Raw genomic sequence first — 15,796 nt, forward strand, 5'->3', positions numbered from 1 at the left:
CGTCATGATGACACCGTATACATGAGTCACTGAGATAAGGGAGTATCCAATTTCATGAAGACGAAGTATGAATTGATTGCGGAAACGCTGCGCCAGAAAATTATGAATCACGACTATGAGGTGGGGGAACAGCTGCCCCAGGAGGAAGCCCTGGCGAAGGCCTACAACGCCAGTCGAATTACAGTTCGACGCGCCCTGGATGAGCTTCAGTCGGCCGGCCTGATCAATCGGGTTCAAGGCGCGGGGACGTTTGTGAAGAGTGATAAGGAAATCGAGGAGGAGCCGGGCAGTTTTGATTTGATTGACCCGGCGACGGTTTCAATCGACGTGCTGGATTTTGCGGTCACCAAGGCCACTCCGGAGATCAAGAAACGCCTAGCCGTCAATGATTATGACTTTGTCTACGATATTAAACGGCGCTACATGTTGGACGGTAAACCGGTCGGCTACAACCGCCTGTGGATGCCCGTTAAGGTGATCCAAGGGATGCGGCTGGACGTGCTAAAAGGATCCATTTACGATTTTCTGCAAAACGATCTGGACTTGACTTTAGAGTCATCACGCCGCTCTTTTGCCGTTGCGCTGGCTGATGCGGATGTCGCTAAAGCCCTGTCAGTCAAGACCGGCACCCCGCTGCTGGAAGTGATTCAGGAATCTTACTTAGCGCAGGGCAAAAAATTCGAGTACGGCAAAACCGAAATTGTCACCAGCCGGTATTCACTGCAAGAGACGCTGCTGTAAAATTTTTTCGAACAAAAGGTCATAACAACTAAAAAGGGTATTGACTATTCACGACAACGAATCTATATTAATCCGTGTAAGGGGTTTCAAATTCAGTTTCAAGGAGGAATTATTATGACTTTACGTGTTGGACTCTTTTGTTCCGGCGGGATGTCGACTAGCCTGATTGGTTCGAAGATGCAAAAGGTTTACGACGCAGCCCAACGCGATGTCAAGGTCACCGCATCCGATTTGTCCATGATCGACGAAATTGGGGACGATCTAGACGTGATCATCATCGCACCGCAGATTAACTGGGCGGCTGACCAGGTCAAGCAGCAGCATCCTAAAGCAAAAGTTGTGCCGCTGACAATGCAAGAGTTTGGTCAGATGGATGGCAAGGTCATCGTCGACAAGCTTGATAACGAAGGGGTGACAAGCAATGAAGGCTAGTGCATGGACGCGATTCCAGGCAGGCTTTACGAAGACTGCTGGGAAAATTGCGGCGAATAAACTGCTGCTAACGCTTCGTGACTCATTCATTCTTGTGGCCTCAACCACAATGATTGCTGGGTTTGCGACAATGATTTCGTCGGTTTTTGTCGATCCTTTAAACGGGTTGATTTTCGGCAAGCAGGGCCTGCAGTTAGGTAAAGTGATCGCTGGCTCCTGGGGTGCTTGGAGCAAGTCGGGCTTGTACAACGGCCTGCTGTCCACCCAAGGCCTGATCAGCTTAATTGCCAATGGGTCTTTGAACCTCATGGCGCTGCTGCTGGTCATCGTCTTTGCTTACATCCTGTCCCGCAAGTTCTATCGTAACAACAAAGAGCACATGACCTCCGTCATTTACGCGGTCGGTGCGTTCTTCATCTGCTTACCTTGGACATTCAAGTACGTCAACGGTAAGAGCACTGTTGACGTCACCAACGCCATCAATTCAACGTACCTTGGGACTCAAGGGGTCTTTGCCGCACTGGTCATTTCCGGTTTGGCGGTTGTGATCTACAACGAGATTTTAAAGCGGAACATTACCATCAAAATGCCAGACTCTGTGCCACCGGCTGTTGCCCGCAGCTTTGAATCATTGATTCCAGGCCTGGTCACGATGCTATTCTTCGTCTGCGTCACGGGCCTGTCCAACACGCTGACTGGCAAATCGATTCCGGATCTGCTGCTGTCACTGCTGCAAAAGCCAGCGATGGCCGTTGCCGGCACTGGTGCGTTTGCCTTTGTTTCGCAGTTTACGTGGTCTTTGCTTCAGTGGTTTGGGATTCACCCAACTTCCATTTGGGGCCCGATCTTCGGTTTGACCTGGAACATTAACGATACGCAAAACATGTTGGGCCAGGCACACCACCTGTACTCCACCATGTTCATGAACTTCTCGACCATTGCTGCTGGGACGTTTGCCTTGGCACCAGTCCTCGCGATCCTCATTGCGTCGCGTCAGGCCTCTGATAAGAAGATTGGTAAGATTGCCTTAATGCCAGCGATTTTCAACATTTCCGAGCCAATCACCTTCGGCCTGCCAATTGTTTTGAACCCGATCTACGCGATCCCATTCATCATTGTGCAGCCACTTTGCTTCTACCTTGCTGTGTTCTTCACTAAGATTGGGTTCATTGGGGTCATCATGAACAATGTTCCTTGGACCGTGCCGCCGATTCTTTCCGGCTTGCTGTTCTCCGGGTCAATTAACGGGGCCATTGTCCAGCTGATTAACCTTGCTGTCGCAACCTTGATTTGGATTCCATTCGTTCAGGTCTCCAACCGGATCAATGCGCAGAAGCAACAGGAAAAGGAAGACAAAGCAGCTTTAGAAGATAGTGCTAAAGGATCTGAAGCTTAATGGATGAGAAACAGTTAAAGCGTGCGATGCAGCTGATTGCAATCGCCGGCAACGCCCGCTCTGAAGTCGTAAGGGCCATGCAATCCGCTGACGAGGAAAAGTTTGACGAGGCCGACGAGCTCTTGGCCAAGGCGAAAAAAGATCTTCACGATGCGCACAACATTCAAACCCAGTGGATGTCTGCTGAAATGGGCGGTGAAGTCGTAGAGAAGTCTCTGCTGCTGATCCATTCACAGGACCACTTCATTGCCGCAGATATCATGATGACGGTTGCCACCGAGCACTTAGCTCAGGCGAAAAAAATCAAAGCACTCGAGGCGAAACTCAATGCTTGATCACGTCATTTTAGCGCCAGTGTTTACTGGGGGCGCAGTTTTGCAAGCAGCTAAACCAGTGTCAGTCTTTGGCTGGGGTCCAAGTGGGGCACTTGTCCGTGTTTCACTGGGCGGACAGAAGCGTGACACCGTGGTTCCGGAGACTGGCAAGTGGCAAGTTGGCTTTGGCAGCTTTCCGTATCGGTTGAAGACTCAGTTAACGATCACGGCCGGCCAAACTTCGACGACTGAAGACGTGCAGTTCGGCGATGTATTTCTGCTGGCTGGCCAATCGAATATTGAGTACAAGCTGCAGGACGACGCGGAGTTTGACACGGAGAAAGCCAATTTCTCTGCGACCAACATCCATGTCTACTACACCCCGCAAATCGAGTATGAAAAGTCGCTCACCTTTGGTTGGGGGGAAGTTGCGACCCCCAGCTGGCAGTCTTTGACGAAGGATAATCTTGGCGATGTGTCTGCCGTCGGGTATTACGCTTTGAATAAAATTGCGCATGCGAACCCAGATATTCCGCTGGGGATGCTGGAATGCTTCAAGGGCGGCACTAGTGCATCAAGCTGGATGGCAGAGGCCACATTAGCCGCTGATCCGGCGCTGGCCGCGGGTTATCTCGAGCCTTACCACCAAGCTGTGGATGGAAAGAGCGTCGCTGACTTCGATCGTGCGGATGCCGATTACAACACCATCCTCGAGGCGTACAACGCCAAAAAGGCGGCGTATATGCAGGCGCACCCAGAGCTCAGTCAGGAGCAAGTGAAGTTGCACGTCGGTCACACGCCTTGGCCCCCGCCAATGCGGCCGGAAAGCTACCTGCGGCCGAACGGACTGTTTCACACGATGGTCGAGAAGACGGCGCCTTATACCGTCAAAGCGATGGTGTGGTACCAGGGTGAAAACGACGCTGACCATGCGGCGCTTTACGAAAAGCTGCTGCCACGGCTAATTATCCAGTGGCGCACGACTTTTCAGCAGAGCAGTTTGCCAGTCTATCTTATTCAGCTGCCGCAGTATCAAGATGAACCGCATCACGCGTGGGCGCAGATTCGTCAGGCGCAGTGGCACACCAGTCAGCGGCTGGAAGACGTTCACCTTGTCTCCCTCGTCGATACCGGTGAGCAGCATAATATCCATCCTGTCCACAAGCGTACGGCCGGCCAGCGCCTTGGCAGTTTGATCCTCAGTCAGGGGCAAACGCCGAGCGTGACCAGTTGCAAGCGCGTGGGGGACGCGGTCGTCTTGACGGTCGAGCCGGCGACTCAGCTGGTGGTGCAAGGTGAAACACCGATTGAGGGGTTGGTGAATGGTCGCTGGCAGCCGATGAAGGTGAAAGTGGCCGGCAATCAGCTGATTATTTCTGAGCCAGCGCACGTTGAAAAGCTGCGCTATGCATACCGTAATGCACCGATCCCATCATTCTTTAACGAGGATGGTTACCCCCTAAGTCCATTCTTGCTAAGTGTGAGCGAGTAACCGTAACTGGCGCTGGGGATTTGCAATCTAGTTCGGCAGTTAAGGAGAAGCCTGTAGTCTGGGCTTCTTTTTTGGTTTAGTGCAGTTTTAGGACTAGTCTGTGTGCGCGAAAACATGATTCTCATGGATTACACGTTCAAATCACGCCACATGTCGTCAGCATTGTCATAAGTCTTATATTCTTGGGAATGGTCTGATTCGTGGAGCGCCTCTAGGGTTTCACTTGGAAGAGTTGAGGGTCCAAAAGGCAGCTGATGCGCTCTGACCATGGCGGCGATAAACAAATTGACGGCAGTGTTTAGGTCAATCCCCAACTCTTTGGCAACTTTCTGACCAGCAGTCTTCAGTGCAGAGTCGATGCGGATGTTGAGCTGAACCTCTTTCTTTTTGGTGGCCATTTGCGAGTCCTCCATTCGTTATTTGGTCAGTTTCTGGCTTGCTAATTATACCAAGTTGTTGGTGATTCAGTGAGTGTGTCAAGCAATTTGGCATGAGGAAATACTTATCCGGCATAGTTGCACTGTGGTCAGGATTATGAATAGATGACGAAAAAAAGAAGGCCTGAACACTCGTGTTTTGAGTGTCCAGACCTTCTTTTGTGCATTTCTGACTTTTAGTCGTGCAACGTAAACTGCAGCTTCATCCGCGGGGCGGCGAGCTCGATCATCTGGCCCAGCAGCTTGTTGGAGTTGTTGAACGAGACGTCGGCGAGCTTGGCGTTGACCTCGGTGAGGTAAGCGGTGGTGTCCGGCTTGTCCAGTGCGACCTTGTCGGTTTCCAGCTGGATGTGACGGCATTCGCCCACCGTGTTTTGCTCGAAAATGTTCTCGAAGTCCTCAAACAGGTGGAAGTCGTAGTCGCCAAACGTCGCCAGCAGGTACGACAGCCAGTACTGACTGCCTTGCGTGTAGTGGGCGCCGGTGTTCTTGTACTGGGCCGGGGTGTCGTTGACGTTGGCATAAAATGGCACGACCGCGTTGAACGTGTTCGGGCCGTATGCCAGCCAGTGAATACCCGCGATTTCCTTTGGCACATCGTTGCGGATCTGCAGAATGTGCAGCTCCTGGTTGCGATTGATGCCGATTGGCCGGTACAGCTTCTTTTGACCCTCAGTGTTGGTGGTGCCGTAAGGGTCAAAGTCAGTGTTTTCGTAGTGGGAGCTCAGCACAAACTTGACGTCTTCGACGGAGATTTTCTTGTCCGTGCGGCAGATGAACGGCAGGTCCTGGTCGATTGGGCTCTGCTCGATTTCCGGGTTGAAGTACTTCTGGCCATACCAGGCACGCGGGTTGTTGTAGCGCGTGTCCTTGACGGTTGAGGAGCCGAAGATGTGGCGCAGGTTGTAGCCTTCAGGATCCGGGTTCAGGTGGTTGTCGTCGACGAGCTGCTTCAGGTCCGGCGCGCACAGGGTGTCGTCGGAGTCGAAGTCAAAATGGTCGATGTTGAAGCGGTTTGGTGCGATGACATACGCGTCGTCGGGGATGCGAACCGCGGCCCAGTGATGGCCCGCGATGCTGTCGAAGTACCAGCATTCGTCCTTGTCGGAGAAGCAGATACCGTTGGTTTCGTAGGTCCCGTACTGCTCGAGCAGCTTGCCCAGGCGCTGCACGCCTTCGCGGGCGCTGTGGATGTACGGCAGCACGATGGCGGTGATGTCTTCTTCGCCAAGGCCATCCGGATTCATCGGGTCAACGCCCAAAGCGCGGGAGTTGGTCGTGATGGTTTCGGTGGCGGTCATGGCCACGTTGTCGCTGTTGATGCCGGCGGCGGCCCAGATGCCGTGGCCGTCCACCGCGTCAGGGGTGGAGGTGTAGCCGAGCGGGTTGTCCGGCAGCTCGACGTGGAACTTGGAAAGCACAGCCTGGTAGTGGCGCGGCTGGTCTTCCGGTTTCACGTAAACGAACTTCTCGGGGTTCAGCGCCTCGGCGCCGTCCTCGTTGCGGGCGATCATGGTCGAGCCATCAATGCTGGCTTTCTTGCCGACCAGAATGGTCGTGCAGGAGCCTTTGTAGCGTTTCGTCAAAAGGATCATCTCTTTCTCAAAAGTTTGCCTCTTTATTGTAGGCTTTCGGTGGGGAAAATGCGAAAAGCCCGTGAAAGGTCTCTTGAAATGTTACAGTTCAATGACTTTGACGATTTGGCTCTTTACGACATAATGTGTCGCACCGATGAATATAATTAGCGTGTATCTCAATTATTTGGCCAAGGAGTTTAGTCTTTGGCTTTCAGGAGGCGGTATCAATGGGTGAAGAAGTTGCAGTGGCACATACGAATGCAGAGGTCCAGGCGATTTACCAGAAGGCGCAGCAGTTTGATCAAGCACGCGATTGGAATATTCCGAGTTATGCGTGGGATGTTGCACATATTAAGCAGCTTCAGCAAATGTCATTGGACAGTATCATTAATCATCTGCGCCAATTAATTGCCGCGAAGTTAGGGATGGAGGATCTTCAACGCCAACTTGAACAGCAGACCCGCAGTGAGACGGACCACTTCAATAGCGCCTTAGCTGAACAGAAGAAACAATTGAAACGTTACGTCTATTTGAACCAGCACCCGCATGAGGCAGCATATTTTAAAGCGCATCCGAATGGGTATCCAAGAGAGCAGAAAATTGATTATCACAACACGAGAACGGCTTTTTGGGGCACTTTTATTGCCTGGGGGCTGTGTGTGGGTGCCGGGTTAAGTGTGACCTATGCCCCAAACGTTTTGATTTCGGTTGTATTAGTATTGTTCTCTCTGCTTTCGGCGGTGATGATTCCTATCTTTGTTGTGTTGTATCTTATGGCTAAATTTGGCTTTCATTTCTCACAGCCCTGGTCAAATTATCATAACTGGCGGATTCGTAAAGTCAGGACAGACATTCTCAAAGCCGACGAGGAATACCGGCGGGCGAATAACCGTAATGATGAAGCGCTACTTGAAAAAGAATTTAAATATCCAGATGCCATCACCGCATATCGCGGTGAGTATGTTGAAGCAATGCAAGAGACTTTGGTCAAGACGAATGCGCAATTGCAGCAGTACATCGTCACGGTTAATGCGCATGTCGGATTCTTCCCGCCTGACGACACACAGAATATGCAGCACTTATTCCGCGTCTACCTGCAGTTTTGGAATGGCCGGGCAGCGGACTGGCAGACCGCGACAACGCTGGTGGACCAGAGCGAACAGATGAATGACCTCAAAGAGAGCCTGATTGCCGAGATTCACTCCGCTACTACGGCGGTCATTGACTCAATCGATCAGGCCCGGGACCAGATCACCAATGCGATTGAAGACGCAGTCGACGCAATCAATGAGGTTGCCGATGAAGTCAATCACATGACGAACGCAATCAATTACTGGGGCAGGGTTCAAACGGAATTATCCGCGGTCCAAACCGGGTTATTAGCGCAAGCTGATGCTCGTATCGGGGCATACCGGCGGTACTAAGTTTCAAGGTGAATTAGGATTTTGCAAGGCCCTTATTGGGGCCTTTTTGATTGTTTAACGACTTAAAATAAATGCCTGACAGAATTTGCGACAGGCCCAATGGTTTAAATAAGGAAAAATTTCGCCAAACGTGGTGAGCCAAATTTCACAGTTTTCTTAGTGAGTGCGGTTTTGCGATTTCGACAGATCATGGCAGTCGCTTAGTCGTCATCAGACTTTGGCGCCGGAGCGATGATTGTGACCTGGGTGCCGAGGCTCAACTGTCCGGGTGGATAAGAAATTTTTGCGATATTGCTTGCACATTTCTGAGTGAGGCAGTATAGTACCAGTGTAATAGCTAACTAGAACACTAGTGAGGAGGCGCGGCATGGAGTTCGACGATAAAGTCCCGATTTATTTTCAAATCGAGCAGTACATCGACCGCGAGATCATCGTCGGCAACCTGGTGCCAGGCGCGCAGGTCCCAGCGGTGCGGCAGTTGGCGCTCACGCTGACGGTCAACGTCAACACGATCCAGCGGGCGCTGACGGAGCTGATTCGCGAAGGCATCCTGGTGTCCGAGCGCGGCAAGGGCAACTTTGTCACGACGGACACGCAGGTCTTGGCCCAGATGAAAAAGCGCGTGATCCAAGGCGAGCTGGCCGGCACCTACGATCATCTGGCCGCTTTGGGGATGGCGCCCGCGGAAATGGTCGCGGCACTGGAGGAGTACATCAAGGAGCGAAAGGGTGGTGAATCGCATGACTGAGGCATTGGCGATTCAGGGATTGAGTTATCGACGGAACCAGAAGCAGATTTTAAAAGACGTCAATTTGACGCTGCCGACCGGCCAAATCGTCGGCCTGCTGGGGGCCAACGGCGCAGGGAAAACGACGCTGATGCGGCTGATCGCCGGCAGCGCGATCAACTTCCGCGGCACGATCGAAGTGGGCGGCGTCACTAAGGCGCCGCAGCGCAAGGGACAAGTCAGCTTTTCCGCGCAAATGGCCGGGTTCAACCCGAACTGGCGCGTGGGTCAGGTGGCCGACGTGATGACGGCGCTGTTCCCGGATTTTCGCACGGCGGACTTCCTGCAGCTGGCCGAACTGCTGGCCCTGGACCAAAAGCAACGCATCAAGCGCCTGTCCAAAGGTAATCAGCGCAAATTGCAGCTGGCGGTGACGCTGTCCCGCCGCGCGGCGCTGTACCTGCTGGATGAACCGTTCGACGGCATCGATGTGATGACGCGCAAGGCGATGCTCAGCAGCATTCTGCGTTGGACGCCAGAGCAGGCGACGCTGCTGATCTCCGACCACCACGTGTCGGACATCGACCAGCTGCTGGATCAGGTGGTCGTGATCAAGGACCAGACCGTGGTCGCTCAGGAGGCGGCGGATACGATTCGCGCCCAGGGCCAAAGCATTGAGGCCTACTTTGAGAGTTTTTACGGAGGTGAGCAGCATGACTAGCATGAGTAAAGTATTTCGGCAGATGACCAAAGAGCGGGCCAGGCAGGTCACGCAGCTGATCGAGATCGACCTGGGCGTGATCGCAGTGCTCGTGGTCATGCGGCTGCTAGGGCGGATTTCGACAGACGATGTGCTTGGCTTTTCGACCCTTTTCGGCTTGATTACCGTGATGATCGGCTTCATCGCCCAGGCGCAAAGCCAAGAGCAGGTCTGGGTGCAAAACCGCTGGCGGCTGGTGCCAATCGCGGACTGGAAGCTGTACTGCGCCAGCACTTTTTCGAACCTCGCGACCAGCGTCTACCTGTGGGTCGTCATCGCGGCGATCACGACTGTGGAAGTGCTGGTTTCTGGAAATAAGGGAAATTGGTCGAACACTGGTTTCACGATGGTGGCCAGTGTGCTGGTCCTGGTTCTGGTGATGCTCCTGCTGCTTTGGACGCTGATCAGTCTGGAACACATGCTGATCACCGTGATCACTGACTTTCTGCCGGGTATGCAGGAAAAATGGCTCCGGCGCGTCATTATTTTTGCCAGCATTCTGATTTCCTTCAAGCTGGTTGACTGGTTCTTCAGCGGCCTCGGCTGGCTGATCAAGGTGACCGGTATCACCGGCGCCTCGCTTAATTCGTCCATGACGATTGACGGCGCTGGACTGACGATGCACGGCACCGTGCTTGCCGATCTTTGGCTCAGCACTGGCGTGTTTGCCGTGGCGGTGCTGCTGCTCGGCGCGCTGAACTGCTTTCTGCTGAGCCACTGGGTGGAAACCAAGCAGACACCAACGGCGGTATAGAAGGCTTGAGCATGAAAAAATGGCTGATTATGGCGGCTGCAGCCCTGGTATTGCTCCTGGCCGGTTGTCAGAAACGGCAGGCCGATTACGCGGAGGTTTACAATGCGGCGGGCCAGCGGGTGACGACGATCAAAAAGGCTGCTGGGGTGAAAAAAACTGTCGGCCATCACCGGCCGCCTCGGCTCCGCCAAAAAGGCCAAACTGCCTGCCGGGGCGAAGGTCGCGTACCGCTATGTGCTGCAAGTGGTGAAAACTGACCGCCGCATCACGCTCACCGTGTACCGCGGCACCGATGCGGTCAAAACCAAGCACCTTCCAGTAGTGGGCGCAGGCCCGTGGCGCATCAGCAAAAAGGACGCGGCGACGCTCAGAAAGCCCAGCAGTTTGCAGTAAGCAGCCGGCGTGGGGCCGGTTTTAGGAAATATTGCGGCGTGGGACCGCAGGGGATTGGAGGACGCAACATGGCAATGATTGCGACAAAGCAGTTAACGCGCACTTATGGGAAGGGCGCGGCGCAGTTCACGGCGCTGCACGACGTGAACATGGAGATCGAAGCCGGCGAAGCGCTGGCGATCGTGGGCAAAAGCGGCTCGGGCAAGTCGACGCTGCTGAACCTCTTGGCGCTGCTGGATCGGCCGACTGCAGGCACGGTGGTGCTGAACGGGCAGGATACGCATCAGCTCAAAACACGCCAGCTCAACGCGCTTCGGTCGGCGACGTTCGGCTTCGTGTTCCAGCAGTTTTTTCTCAACAGCAAGGACACCGTGTATGATAACGTGGTGCTGCCGCTGAAAATCGCCGGCGTGACCGGAAAAGCCCGGCGCGAACGCGGGGAGGCGGCGCTGCGCGAGGTCGGCCTACTCGACAAGGCGAAAAACAAGGCCACGGACTTATCCGGTGGCCAAAAGCAGCGGGTCTGCATCGCGCGGGCGCTGGTCAACCAGCCGAAGATCATTTTTGCCGATGAGCCGACCGGCAACTTGGACTCGGTGACCGGGCAGATGATCGAGGAGCTGCTGTTCAAGCTGAATCGGGAGCACGGGATCACGCTGATCATCGTCACCCACGATTCGGACCTGGCGGCCAAGTGCGACCGGCAGCTGCAGATTCGCGACGGGCAACTGGTGGGAGGCGAGCGCCATGAAATTGCGTGATTTACTTGGGACGGCCGCGGCAAGCCTGTGGCGCAACAAAAGCCGGACCATTTTGACGGTGCTGGCCACGCTGATCGGGGCGTTCACCATTGCGCTGACTCTGGGCATTCGCGTCGGCGTCAACTCGTACATCAGTAGGCAGGTGGACAACGTCGGCGAAAAGGACCAGCTGATGGTTTACGCCAACACGCCGTCTGGCAGCGCCAGCGATAAGCCGGAGAAATACGACCCCGCCGTCAGCAGCACGGCCAGCACGCAAATGCTGACGACCAAGCAGGTGCAGACGATTGCCAAGGTGAAAGGTGTCGCCAAGGTCACACCGATGAAGAACTTCACCGCCGAGTACATTCAAGGTGCCAGCAAGCAGAAGTACGCCATCACCGCCACCGATGGCCAGGGCACGCATGTGGACATGGCCCAAGGATTGCAGGCGAGCGGCCGCGCCTACACCGTCGATTTGAACAAGGCCTACGTCAAGGCGTTGGGCTACTCGAACCCCAAGGCGGCACTGGGCCACACCGTCCAGATCGCCGCTACCAACCAGACGACGAACCGGCGCCAGGTGCTTCGGGCCAAAATCGTCGGCGTCCGCAACGCCAGCATTGTCGATGGCGGTCAGGTCGTCTTCAGCCCAGGCCTCATCGATGCGATCAACCGCGTCAACAACACCGGTCTGCCGAGCAGTGTTAAAAACCAGTACTACACCGTGCTGGCCACGGTGAGCCACCCGACGAAGAAGAACCTTTCGCGGATCCAATCGGCGCTGACGAAAAAGGGGATGGCCAGCTCGACTTTCGCCGATGAAGTGGGGTCGATTCACCAAACCATTAACGCCGTGACCGGTGGCCTGACCCTGTTTGGTGCGATTGCGCTGCTGGCGGCCGCGTTTGGGATCATCAACACGCTGTACATGTCGGTCCGCGACCGCACGCGCGAAATTGGCCTGATGAAGGCGCTGGGCCTCAGCCGCGGCAAGATTTTTGCCTCGTTCAGCTTAGAGGCCGCCTTGATCGGCCTGCTCGGCGCGGGCTGCGGGTGCGGCCTGGCGCTGCTGGCCAGCAACTTTGTGAACAAGGCGGCGACCAGCTCGTTCTTAAAAGGGATGTCTGGCTTCACGTTGATTCAATTCAGCGCCGGAAATACATTGACCATTCTCGCCTTGATCACGGTGATTGCGGTGCTGGCCGGCACGCTGCCGGCGATCCGCGCGGCTCGACTGGTGCCGATTTCGGCGCTGCGCTACGAATAATTTTCGCTAGCTGAACAAAAAGCGCCGCGATCCGCAATTTGCAGCGGGTCGTGGCGCTATTTTTGCGGTCAAATCAGTTGTCCTGCAGCGGGTCGTCACTGGCAACAAAGTGGAATTCGCTGCCGTCAAAACTCATTTCGAGGATCGCGCAGTTGCCGGTGTAAATCTGGTAGCCGGTCATCGGCCAGGCCAGGTAGTGCAGCAGGAACGCGTGCATCGCGCCGCCGTGGCTGACCGCCAGGACGGTGTCGCCTTTGGACTGCTGCATGACCTCAGTGAGTGTGGCCACCATGCGTTTCTGCACGTCCAGCATCGCCTCGCCGCCGTAGCCGTGTTCGGCAAAAAAGGTGCCATAGCTGGCCTCGCCGGGATGCTTAGGATTGAGCGTTTCACTTTGGCCCTCAAACACGCCGAAGTTCCACTCCTTGATGCCCTTGAGCCGTTGGTATGGCTGGTCGGTGATGAGCTCCAAGGTGTCTGACGCGCGCTCCTGGGTGGAGGACACCGCGTCGGTGAAGTGAATGCCGCGTTTGTCGTAAAAAGCCTTGGCCGCCTGAGCTTGTGCGATTCCGCGCGCGGTCAGCGGGGAATCTGAGGCGCCTTGGATGCGGTGGTAGACGTTGAACAAGGTCTCGCCGTGACGCATAAGATAGAGAGTTTTCATAATTAATCCTTTCGTTCTAGCAAAAGGTTAACTTACGCCTGCTGCTCGGCGTTCAGCGCGTCGAGCTCCTGAATGATCTGCTGGCACTCGTCGAGGTTCTTGGCCACGGCGCCCGAGGCCAGGGGATGACCACCGCCGCCGTGCTTGACTGCGAGGTGGTTGATCGGCCAGTTCTTGGAACGCAGCTCGACGCGCCACTGCCCGTCCGCGCGCTCGGTGAACATGACCCAGGATAAAACTGTGGTGAGCTTGCCGACCGTCGAAACTGCCGCCTGGGCCTCGCCGGGCTGCAGTCTGAGCTCTTCGATCACTTTTTGCGTGACGAAGAGGCTGCCGGCACCGTGCGGGGAGACCTGCATGTTGCCAAGGGCGTACGCCTCAAGATGGGCGATGGCCGGCGAGTAGTCGGACTCAGCGCGGCCGATCGCCGGCGCGTCGATGCCGGTGCGCATGAGGTCAGCGGCGACTTCGTGCGTGTGCGGCGTGGTCAGGTCGTACAAAAAGCGGCCGGTGTCGCCGATGATGCCGGCGTAAAGCATGGCCGCCACCGGCTTGGTGAGCTGCAGGTCGGGGCTGGCCGCAATCATGTCCGCGACAATTTCCGAGCAGCTGGAGGCTTCGGTGTTGACGAAGCTCAGGTCACCGAAGGACTCGCGGTCCGGGTGGTGGTCGATTTTGATCAGCTGCTTGCCGTCCTGCCAATGGGGGCCGGCAATGCGCGGCGTGTTCGCCGTGTCGATGACGACCACGACGGCATTGGCGTAGGCTTCAGCCGGCACGGCATCCGGCGTGGTGATCCACGCCAGGCCCGCATCGGGGTCACCCGCCTTGAGGACGGTTTTTTCCGGGTACGCGGCGGTCAAAGCGGCCGCCAAGCCGCCCTGGGAGCCGAACGCGTCCGGGTCGGGGTTTTGGTGGCGGTGAATGATGATGGTGTCCGCGGCTTTCAGCGCCGCGAGAATTTGCGTGATGGTTGCTTGCATGATGTGCCTCCTACGAGTAGTTTAGCGTTTACCTTGCGAAAAAGGTACCGGCGTTGTGGTATTATTGAAGCTAATTACTGACAAGACAGGGAGATCATCATGCGTAATCTAGAAATGCTGACGGACTTGTACGAATTTTCCATGGCGGGCGGCTTCCACCACGACCTGCCGCAGACCCGCGGCGTGTTTGACATCTTTTACCGCGACGTGCCGGACAAGGGCAGCTTTGTGGTGGCGGCCGGATTGGCGCAGGCCGTCGATGTGCTGCGCGATTTTCATTTTTCGCCTGATGACATTGCCTACCTGCGGAGCCTGAAGCTGTACGACGAGGACTTTTTGCAGTACTTGGCTAACCTCAAGCTGGACTGCACGGTGTCTGCGGTGCCCGAGGGGACGCCGGTGTTCCCGCGCGAGCCCTTGATGACGGTCGAAGGGCCGCTGGATCAGGCGCAGCTGCTGGAAACGGTGCTGCTCAACATTTTGAACCACCAGTCGCTGATCGCCACCAAGGCGCGGCGCATCACCTTTGCCGCGGCGGGCCGGCCAGTTATGGAGTTCGGCGCGCGCCGGGCGCAGGGGCCAGATTCCGCGATTTACGGCACCCGCGCGGCCATCATCGGCGGGGCGGCGTCGACCTCCAACGTGCTCGCGGCCAAAATGTTCGGCATTCCGGCGGCCGGCACCATGGCCCACAGCTGGGTCGAAGCCTACCCGAGTGAGCTGGCCGCTTTTCGCGCCTGGGCCAAGCACTACCCGGACAACGCGGCGCTGCTGGTCGACACCTACGACGTGCTGAATTCCGGCGTGCCGAATGCCATCACGGTGTTCAAGGAGCTGCGCGCGGCCGGCCATAAACCGGTCGGCATCCGCATCGATTCCGGCGACATCGCGCGACTTTCCAAGGCGGCCCGCCGCATGCTCGACGACGCCGGCTTCCCAGACGTGAAAATTACCGCCAGCAACGCCCTGGACGAGAATGTCATCCCGGCACTGCTGGGTGAAGGCGCGCCGCTGGACAACTTCGGCATCGGCGAGAAAATGATCACCAGCTCGTCGTCGCCGGTCCTGTCCGGCGTTTACAAGCTGGCGGCCACCCGGACCAACGGTGTCCTGAAGCCAAAAATCAAGGTTTCAGCGTCGATTGAAAAAACCACCCTGCCTGGCATCAAGCAGACCTACCGCCTGTACACACCGGGCACTCATGAGGCTTTTGCCGATGTCATCGCACTGGCCGACGAAAAGCTGGAAGCGCCGCTGGCCGTGGTCAACAGTAACCCGCTGCTCACCTCCAAGCGTATCGTGCTTAAGGCCTTCGACGCCGAACCGCTGGCTGCGCGGGTACCGCTGAATCAGCCGGCGCCAAGCGACGTGTTTGAAATTCAGCGCTACGCCAAGGCCAAGCTCAGCGAGCTGCCGATTGAGACCCAGCGCCTGGTCAATCCGGACACCTACACCGTGTACGTGACCCAGAAGCTGGCGGACCTTCAGCAGCAACTGGTGGACGAGGCCAAGAAAGACTAATTTTCAAATAGAAACTGCACACCGAGCTGGTTGCAGTTTTTCTTTTGCACAAAAAATGCCGCCGGTTGGGGGACCGGCGGCAAAAGTTTGGGGGCCCCAGTTTACAATTCAAGTGCAACACCCTGACGACTAGACCAAAAAGGCCATGAAGACCTATTCTTGTTAGTACTA

18 protein-coding genes are annotated in these 15,796 nt (G+C 55.9%); 14 read left to right on the forward strand and 4 right to left on the reverse strand.

Annotation, left to right across the window (positions count from 1 at the left end):
* Positions 1–54: 54 nt before the first annotated feature.
* From JUF21_RS09905 to JUF21_RS09925, 5 genes are all read left to right on the forward strand, one after another.
* Complete coding sequence (locus JUF21_RS09905; protein ID WP_203664352.1) at positions 55–741, forward strand: GntR family transcriptional regulator; 687 nt, start codon at positions 55–57, stop codon at positions 739–741.
* Between the two features lie 114 nt (positions 742–855).
* Positions 856–1,173 (forward strand): PTS sugar transporter subunit IIB, encoded by a 318-nt coding sequence (locus JUF21_RS09910; protein WP_225419347.1) that lies wholly within the window; start codon positions 856–858, stop codon positions 1,171–1,173.
* The gene (locus JUF21_RS09915; RefSeq protein WP_203664354.1) at positions 1,163–2,569 is read left to right on the forward strand and encodes a PTS sugar transporter subunit IIC; all 1,407 of its coding nucleotides are present in this window, start codon (positions 1,163–1,165) and stop codon (positions 2,567–2,569) included. The genes JUF21_RS09910 and JUF21_RS09915 overlap by 11 nt, the downstream gene beginning before the upstream one ends.
* Positions 2,569–2,904 (forward strand): PTS lactose/cellobiose transporter subunit IIA, encoded by a 336-nt coding sequence (locus JUF21_RS09920; RefSeq protein ID WP_203664356.1) that lies wholly within the window; start codon positions 2,569–2,571, stop codon positions 2,902–2,904. Before JUF21_RS09915 ends, JUF21_RS09920 begins: the two co-directional genes overlap by 1 nt.
* A 40-nt stretch (positions 2,905–2,944) precedes the next feature.
* Positions 2,945–4,375 (forward strand): sialate O-acetylesterase, encoded by a 1,431-nt coding sequence (locus JUF21_RS09925; protein WP_203664358.1) that lies wholly within the window; start codon positions 2,945–2,947, stop codon positions 4,373–4,375.
* A gap of 128 nt (positions 4,376–4,503) precedes the next feature.
* Here the strand turns inward: JUF21_RS09925 and JUF21_RS09930 are convergent, their stop codons facing one another.
* Positions 4,504–4,773 (reverse strand): type II toxin-antitoxin system RelB/DinJ family antitoxin, encoded by a 270-nt coding sequence (locus JUF21_RS09930; protein WP_203664360.1) that lies wholly within the window; start codon positions 4,771–4,773, stop codon positions 4,504–4,506.
* 215 nt (positions 4,774–4,988) lie between these two features.
* The gene (locus JUF21_RS09935) at positions 4,989–6,398 is read right to left on the reverse strand and encodes a C69 family dipeptidase (protein ID WP_203624880.1); all 1,410 of its coding nucleotides are present in this window, start codon (positions 6,396–6,398) and stop codon (positions 4,989–4,991) included.
* A gap of 218 nt (positions 6,399–6,616) precedes the next feature.
* Between JUF21_RS09935 and JUF21_RS09940 the strand changes: the two genes are divergently transcribed.
* The 8 genes from JUF21_RS09940 to JUF21_RS09975 all read left to right on the forward strand — a co-directional run bounded on the left by JUF21_RS09940 (position 6,617) and on the right by JUF21_RS09975 (position 12,457).
* The gene (locus JUF21_RS09940) at positions 6,617–7,813 is read left to right on the forward strand and encodes a hypothetical protein (RefSeq protein ID WP_203664362.1); all 1,197 of its coding nucleotides are present in this window, start codon (positions 6,617–6,619) and stop codon (positions 7,811–7,813) included.
* A 367-nt stretch (positions 7,814–8,180) separates the two neighbouring features.
* Entirely contained in the window at positions 8,181–8,561 is a 381-nt protein-coding gene (locus JUF21_RS09945) for a GntR family transcriptional regulator (protein WP_203624724.1), read from the forward strand.
* The gene (locus JUF21_RS09950; RefSeq protein WP_203664363.1) at positions 8,554–9,261 is read left to right on the forward strand and encodes an ABC transporter ATP-binding protein; all 708 of its coding nucleotides are present in this window, start codon (positions 8,554–8,556) and stop codon (positions 9,259–9,261) included. The genes JUF21_RS09945 and JUF21_RS09950 overlap by 8 nt, the downstream gene beginning before the upstream one ends.
* Positions 9,254–10,054 carry a hypothetical protein gene (locus JUF21_RS09955; RefSeq protein ID WP_203624722.1) on the forward strand — a complete coding sequence of 267 codons (801 nt, stop codon included), beginning with the start codon at positions 9,254–9,256 and terminating at the stop codon, positions 10,052–10,054. Before JUF21_RS09950 ends, JUF21_RS09955 begins: the two co-directional genes overlap by 8 nt.
* An 11-nt stretch (positions 10,055–10,065) precedes the next feature.
* Positions 10,066–10,311 carry a hypothetical protein gene (locus tag JUF21_RS09960; RefSeq protein ID WP_203624721.1) on the forward strand — a complete coding sequence of 82 codons (246 nt, stop codon included), beginning with the start codon at positions 10,066–10,068 and terminating at the stop codon, positions 10,309–10,311.
* Positions 10,301–10,447, forward strand: a complete 147-nt coding sequence (locus JUF21_RS09965; RefSeq protein ID WP_203624720.1) for a hypothetical protein — start codon at positions 10,301–10,303, stop codon at positions 10,445–10,447. The genes JUF21_RS09960 and JUF21_RS09965 overlap by 11 nt, the downstream gene beginning before the upstream one ends.
* Before the next feature lie 68 nt (positions 10,448–10,515).
* The gene (locus tag JUF21_RS09970; protein ID WP_203624719.1) at positions 10,516–11,208 is read left to right on the forward strand and encodes an ABC transporter ATP-binding protein; all 693 of its coding nucleotides are present in this window, start codon (positions 10,516–10,518) and stop codon (positions 11,206–11,208) included.
* Positions 11,195–12,457 carry an ABC transporter permease gene (locus JUF21_RS09975; RefSeq protein ID WP_203624718.1) on the forward strand — a complete coding sequence of 421 codons (1,263 nt, stop codon included), beginning with the start codon at positions 11,195–11,197 and terminating at the stop codon, positions 12,455–12,457. The genes JUF21_RS09970 and JUF21_RS09975 overlap by 14 nt, the downstream gene beginning before the upstream one ends.
* A gap of 73 nt (positions 12,458–12,530) precedes the next feature.
* On the opposite strand, the gene JUF21_RS09980 is transcribed toward JUF21_RS09975, so the two are convergent.
* On the reverse strand, positions 12,531–13,124 hold the full coding sequence (locus tag JUF21_RS09980) for a histidine phosphatase family protein (protein WP_203624726.1): 594 nt from the start codon (positions 13,122–13,124) through the stop codon (positions 12,531–12,533).
* A gap of 29 nt (positions 13,125–13,153) precedes the next feature.
* Positions 13,154–14,104, reverse strand: coding sequence for a bifunctional oligoribonuclease/PAP phosphatase NrnA (locus tag JUF21_RS09985; protein ID WP_203624717.1), 951 nt, complete (start codon positions 14,102–14,104; stop codon positions 13,154–13,156).
* A gap of 96 nt (positions 14,105–14,200) precedes the next feature.
* Between JUF21_RS09985 and JUF21_RS09990 the strand changes: the two genes are divergently transcribed.
* Positions 14,201–15,625, forward strand: coding sequence for a nicotinate phosphoribosyltransferase (locus tag JUF21_RS09990; RefSeq protein ID WP_374706451.1), 1,425 nt, complete (start codon positions 14,201–14,203; stop codon positions 15,623–15,625).
* Positions 15,626–15,796: the final 171 nt, after the last annotated feature.

The organism is Lacticaseibacillus sp. 53-4, from assembly GCF_016861805.1.
In the GTDB taxonomy this organism is placed as follows: domain Bacteria; phylum Bacillota; class Bacilli; order Lactobacillales; family Lactobacillaceae; genus Lacticaseibacillus.

Bases quoted from the DNA above. Each gene is read 5' to 3' on its own strand.
- JUF21_RS09945 (WP_203624724.1), top strand. From the start codon at position 8,181: ATGGAGTTCGACGATAAAGTCCCGATTTATTTTCAAATCGAGCAGTAC.
- JUF21_RS09920 (WP_203664356.1), top strand. From the start codon at position 2,569: ATGGATGAGAAACAGTTAAAGCGTGCGATGCAGCTGATTGCAATCGCC.
- JUF21_RS09955 (WP_203624722.1), top strand. From the start codon at position 9,254: ATGACTAGCATGAGTAAAGTATTTCGGCAGATGACCAAAGAGCGGGCC.
- JUF21_RS09930 (WP_203664360.1), bottom strand. From the start codon at position 4,773: ATGGCCACCAAAAAGAAAGAGGTTCAGCTCAACATCCGCATCGACTCT.
- JUF21_RS09970 (WP_203624719.1), top strand. From the start codon at position 10,516: ATGGCAATGATTGCGACAAAGCAGTTAACGCGCACTTATGGGAAGGGC.
- JUF21_RS09960 (WP_203624721.1), top strand. From the start codon at position 10,066: ATGAAAAAATGGCTGATTATGGCGGCTGCAGCCCTGGTATTGCTCCTG.
- JUF21_RS09910 (WP_225419347.1), top strand. From the start codon at position 856: ATGACTTTACGTGTTGGACTCTTTTGTTCCGGCGGGATGTCGACTAGC.
- JUF21_RS09950 (WP_203664363.1), top strand. From the start codon at position 8,554: ATGACTGAGGCATTGGCGATTCAGGGATTGAGTTATCGACGGAACCAG.
- JUF21_RS09905 (WP_203664352.1), top strand. From the start codon at position 55: ATGAAGACGAAGTATGAATTGATTGCGGAAACGCTGCGCCAGAAAATT.
- JUF21_RS09975 (WP_203624718.1), top strand. From the start codon at position 11,195: ATGAAATTGCGTGATTTACTTGGGACGGCCGCGGCAAGCCTGTGGCGC.
- JUF21_RS09915 (WP_203664354.1), top strand. From the start codon at position 1,163: ATGAAGGCTAGTGCATGGACGCGATTCCAGGCAGGCTTTACGAAGACT.
- JUF21_RS09940 (WP_203664362.1), top strand. From the start codon at position 6,617: ATGGGTGAAGAAGTTGCAGTGGCACATACGAATGCAGAGGTCCAGGCG.
- JUF21_RS09985 (WP_203624717.1), bottom strand. From the start codon at position 14,104: ATGCAAGCAACCATCACGCAAATTCTCGCGGCGCTGAAAGCCGCGGAC.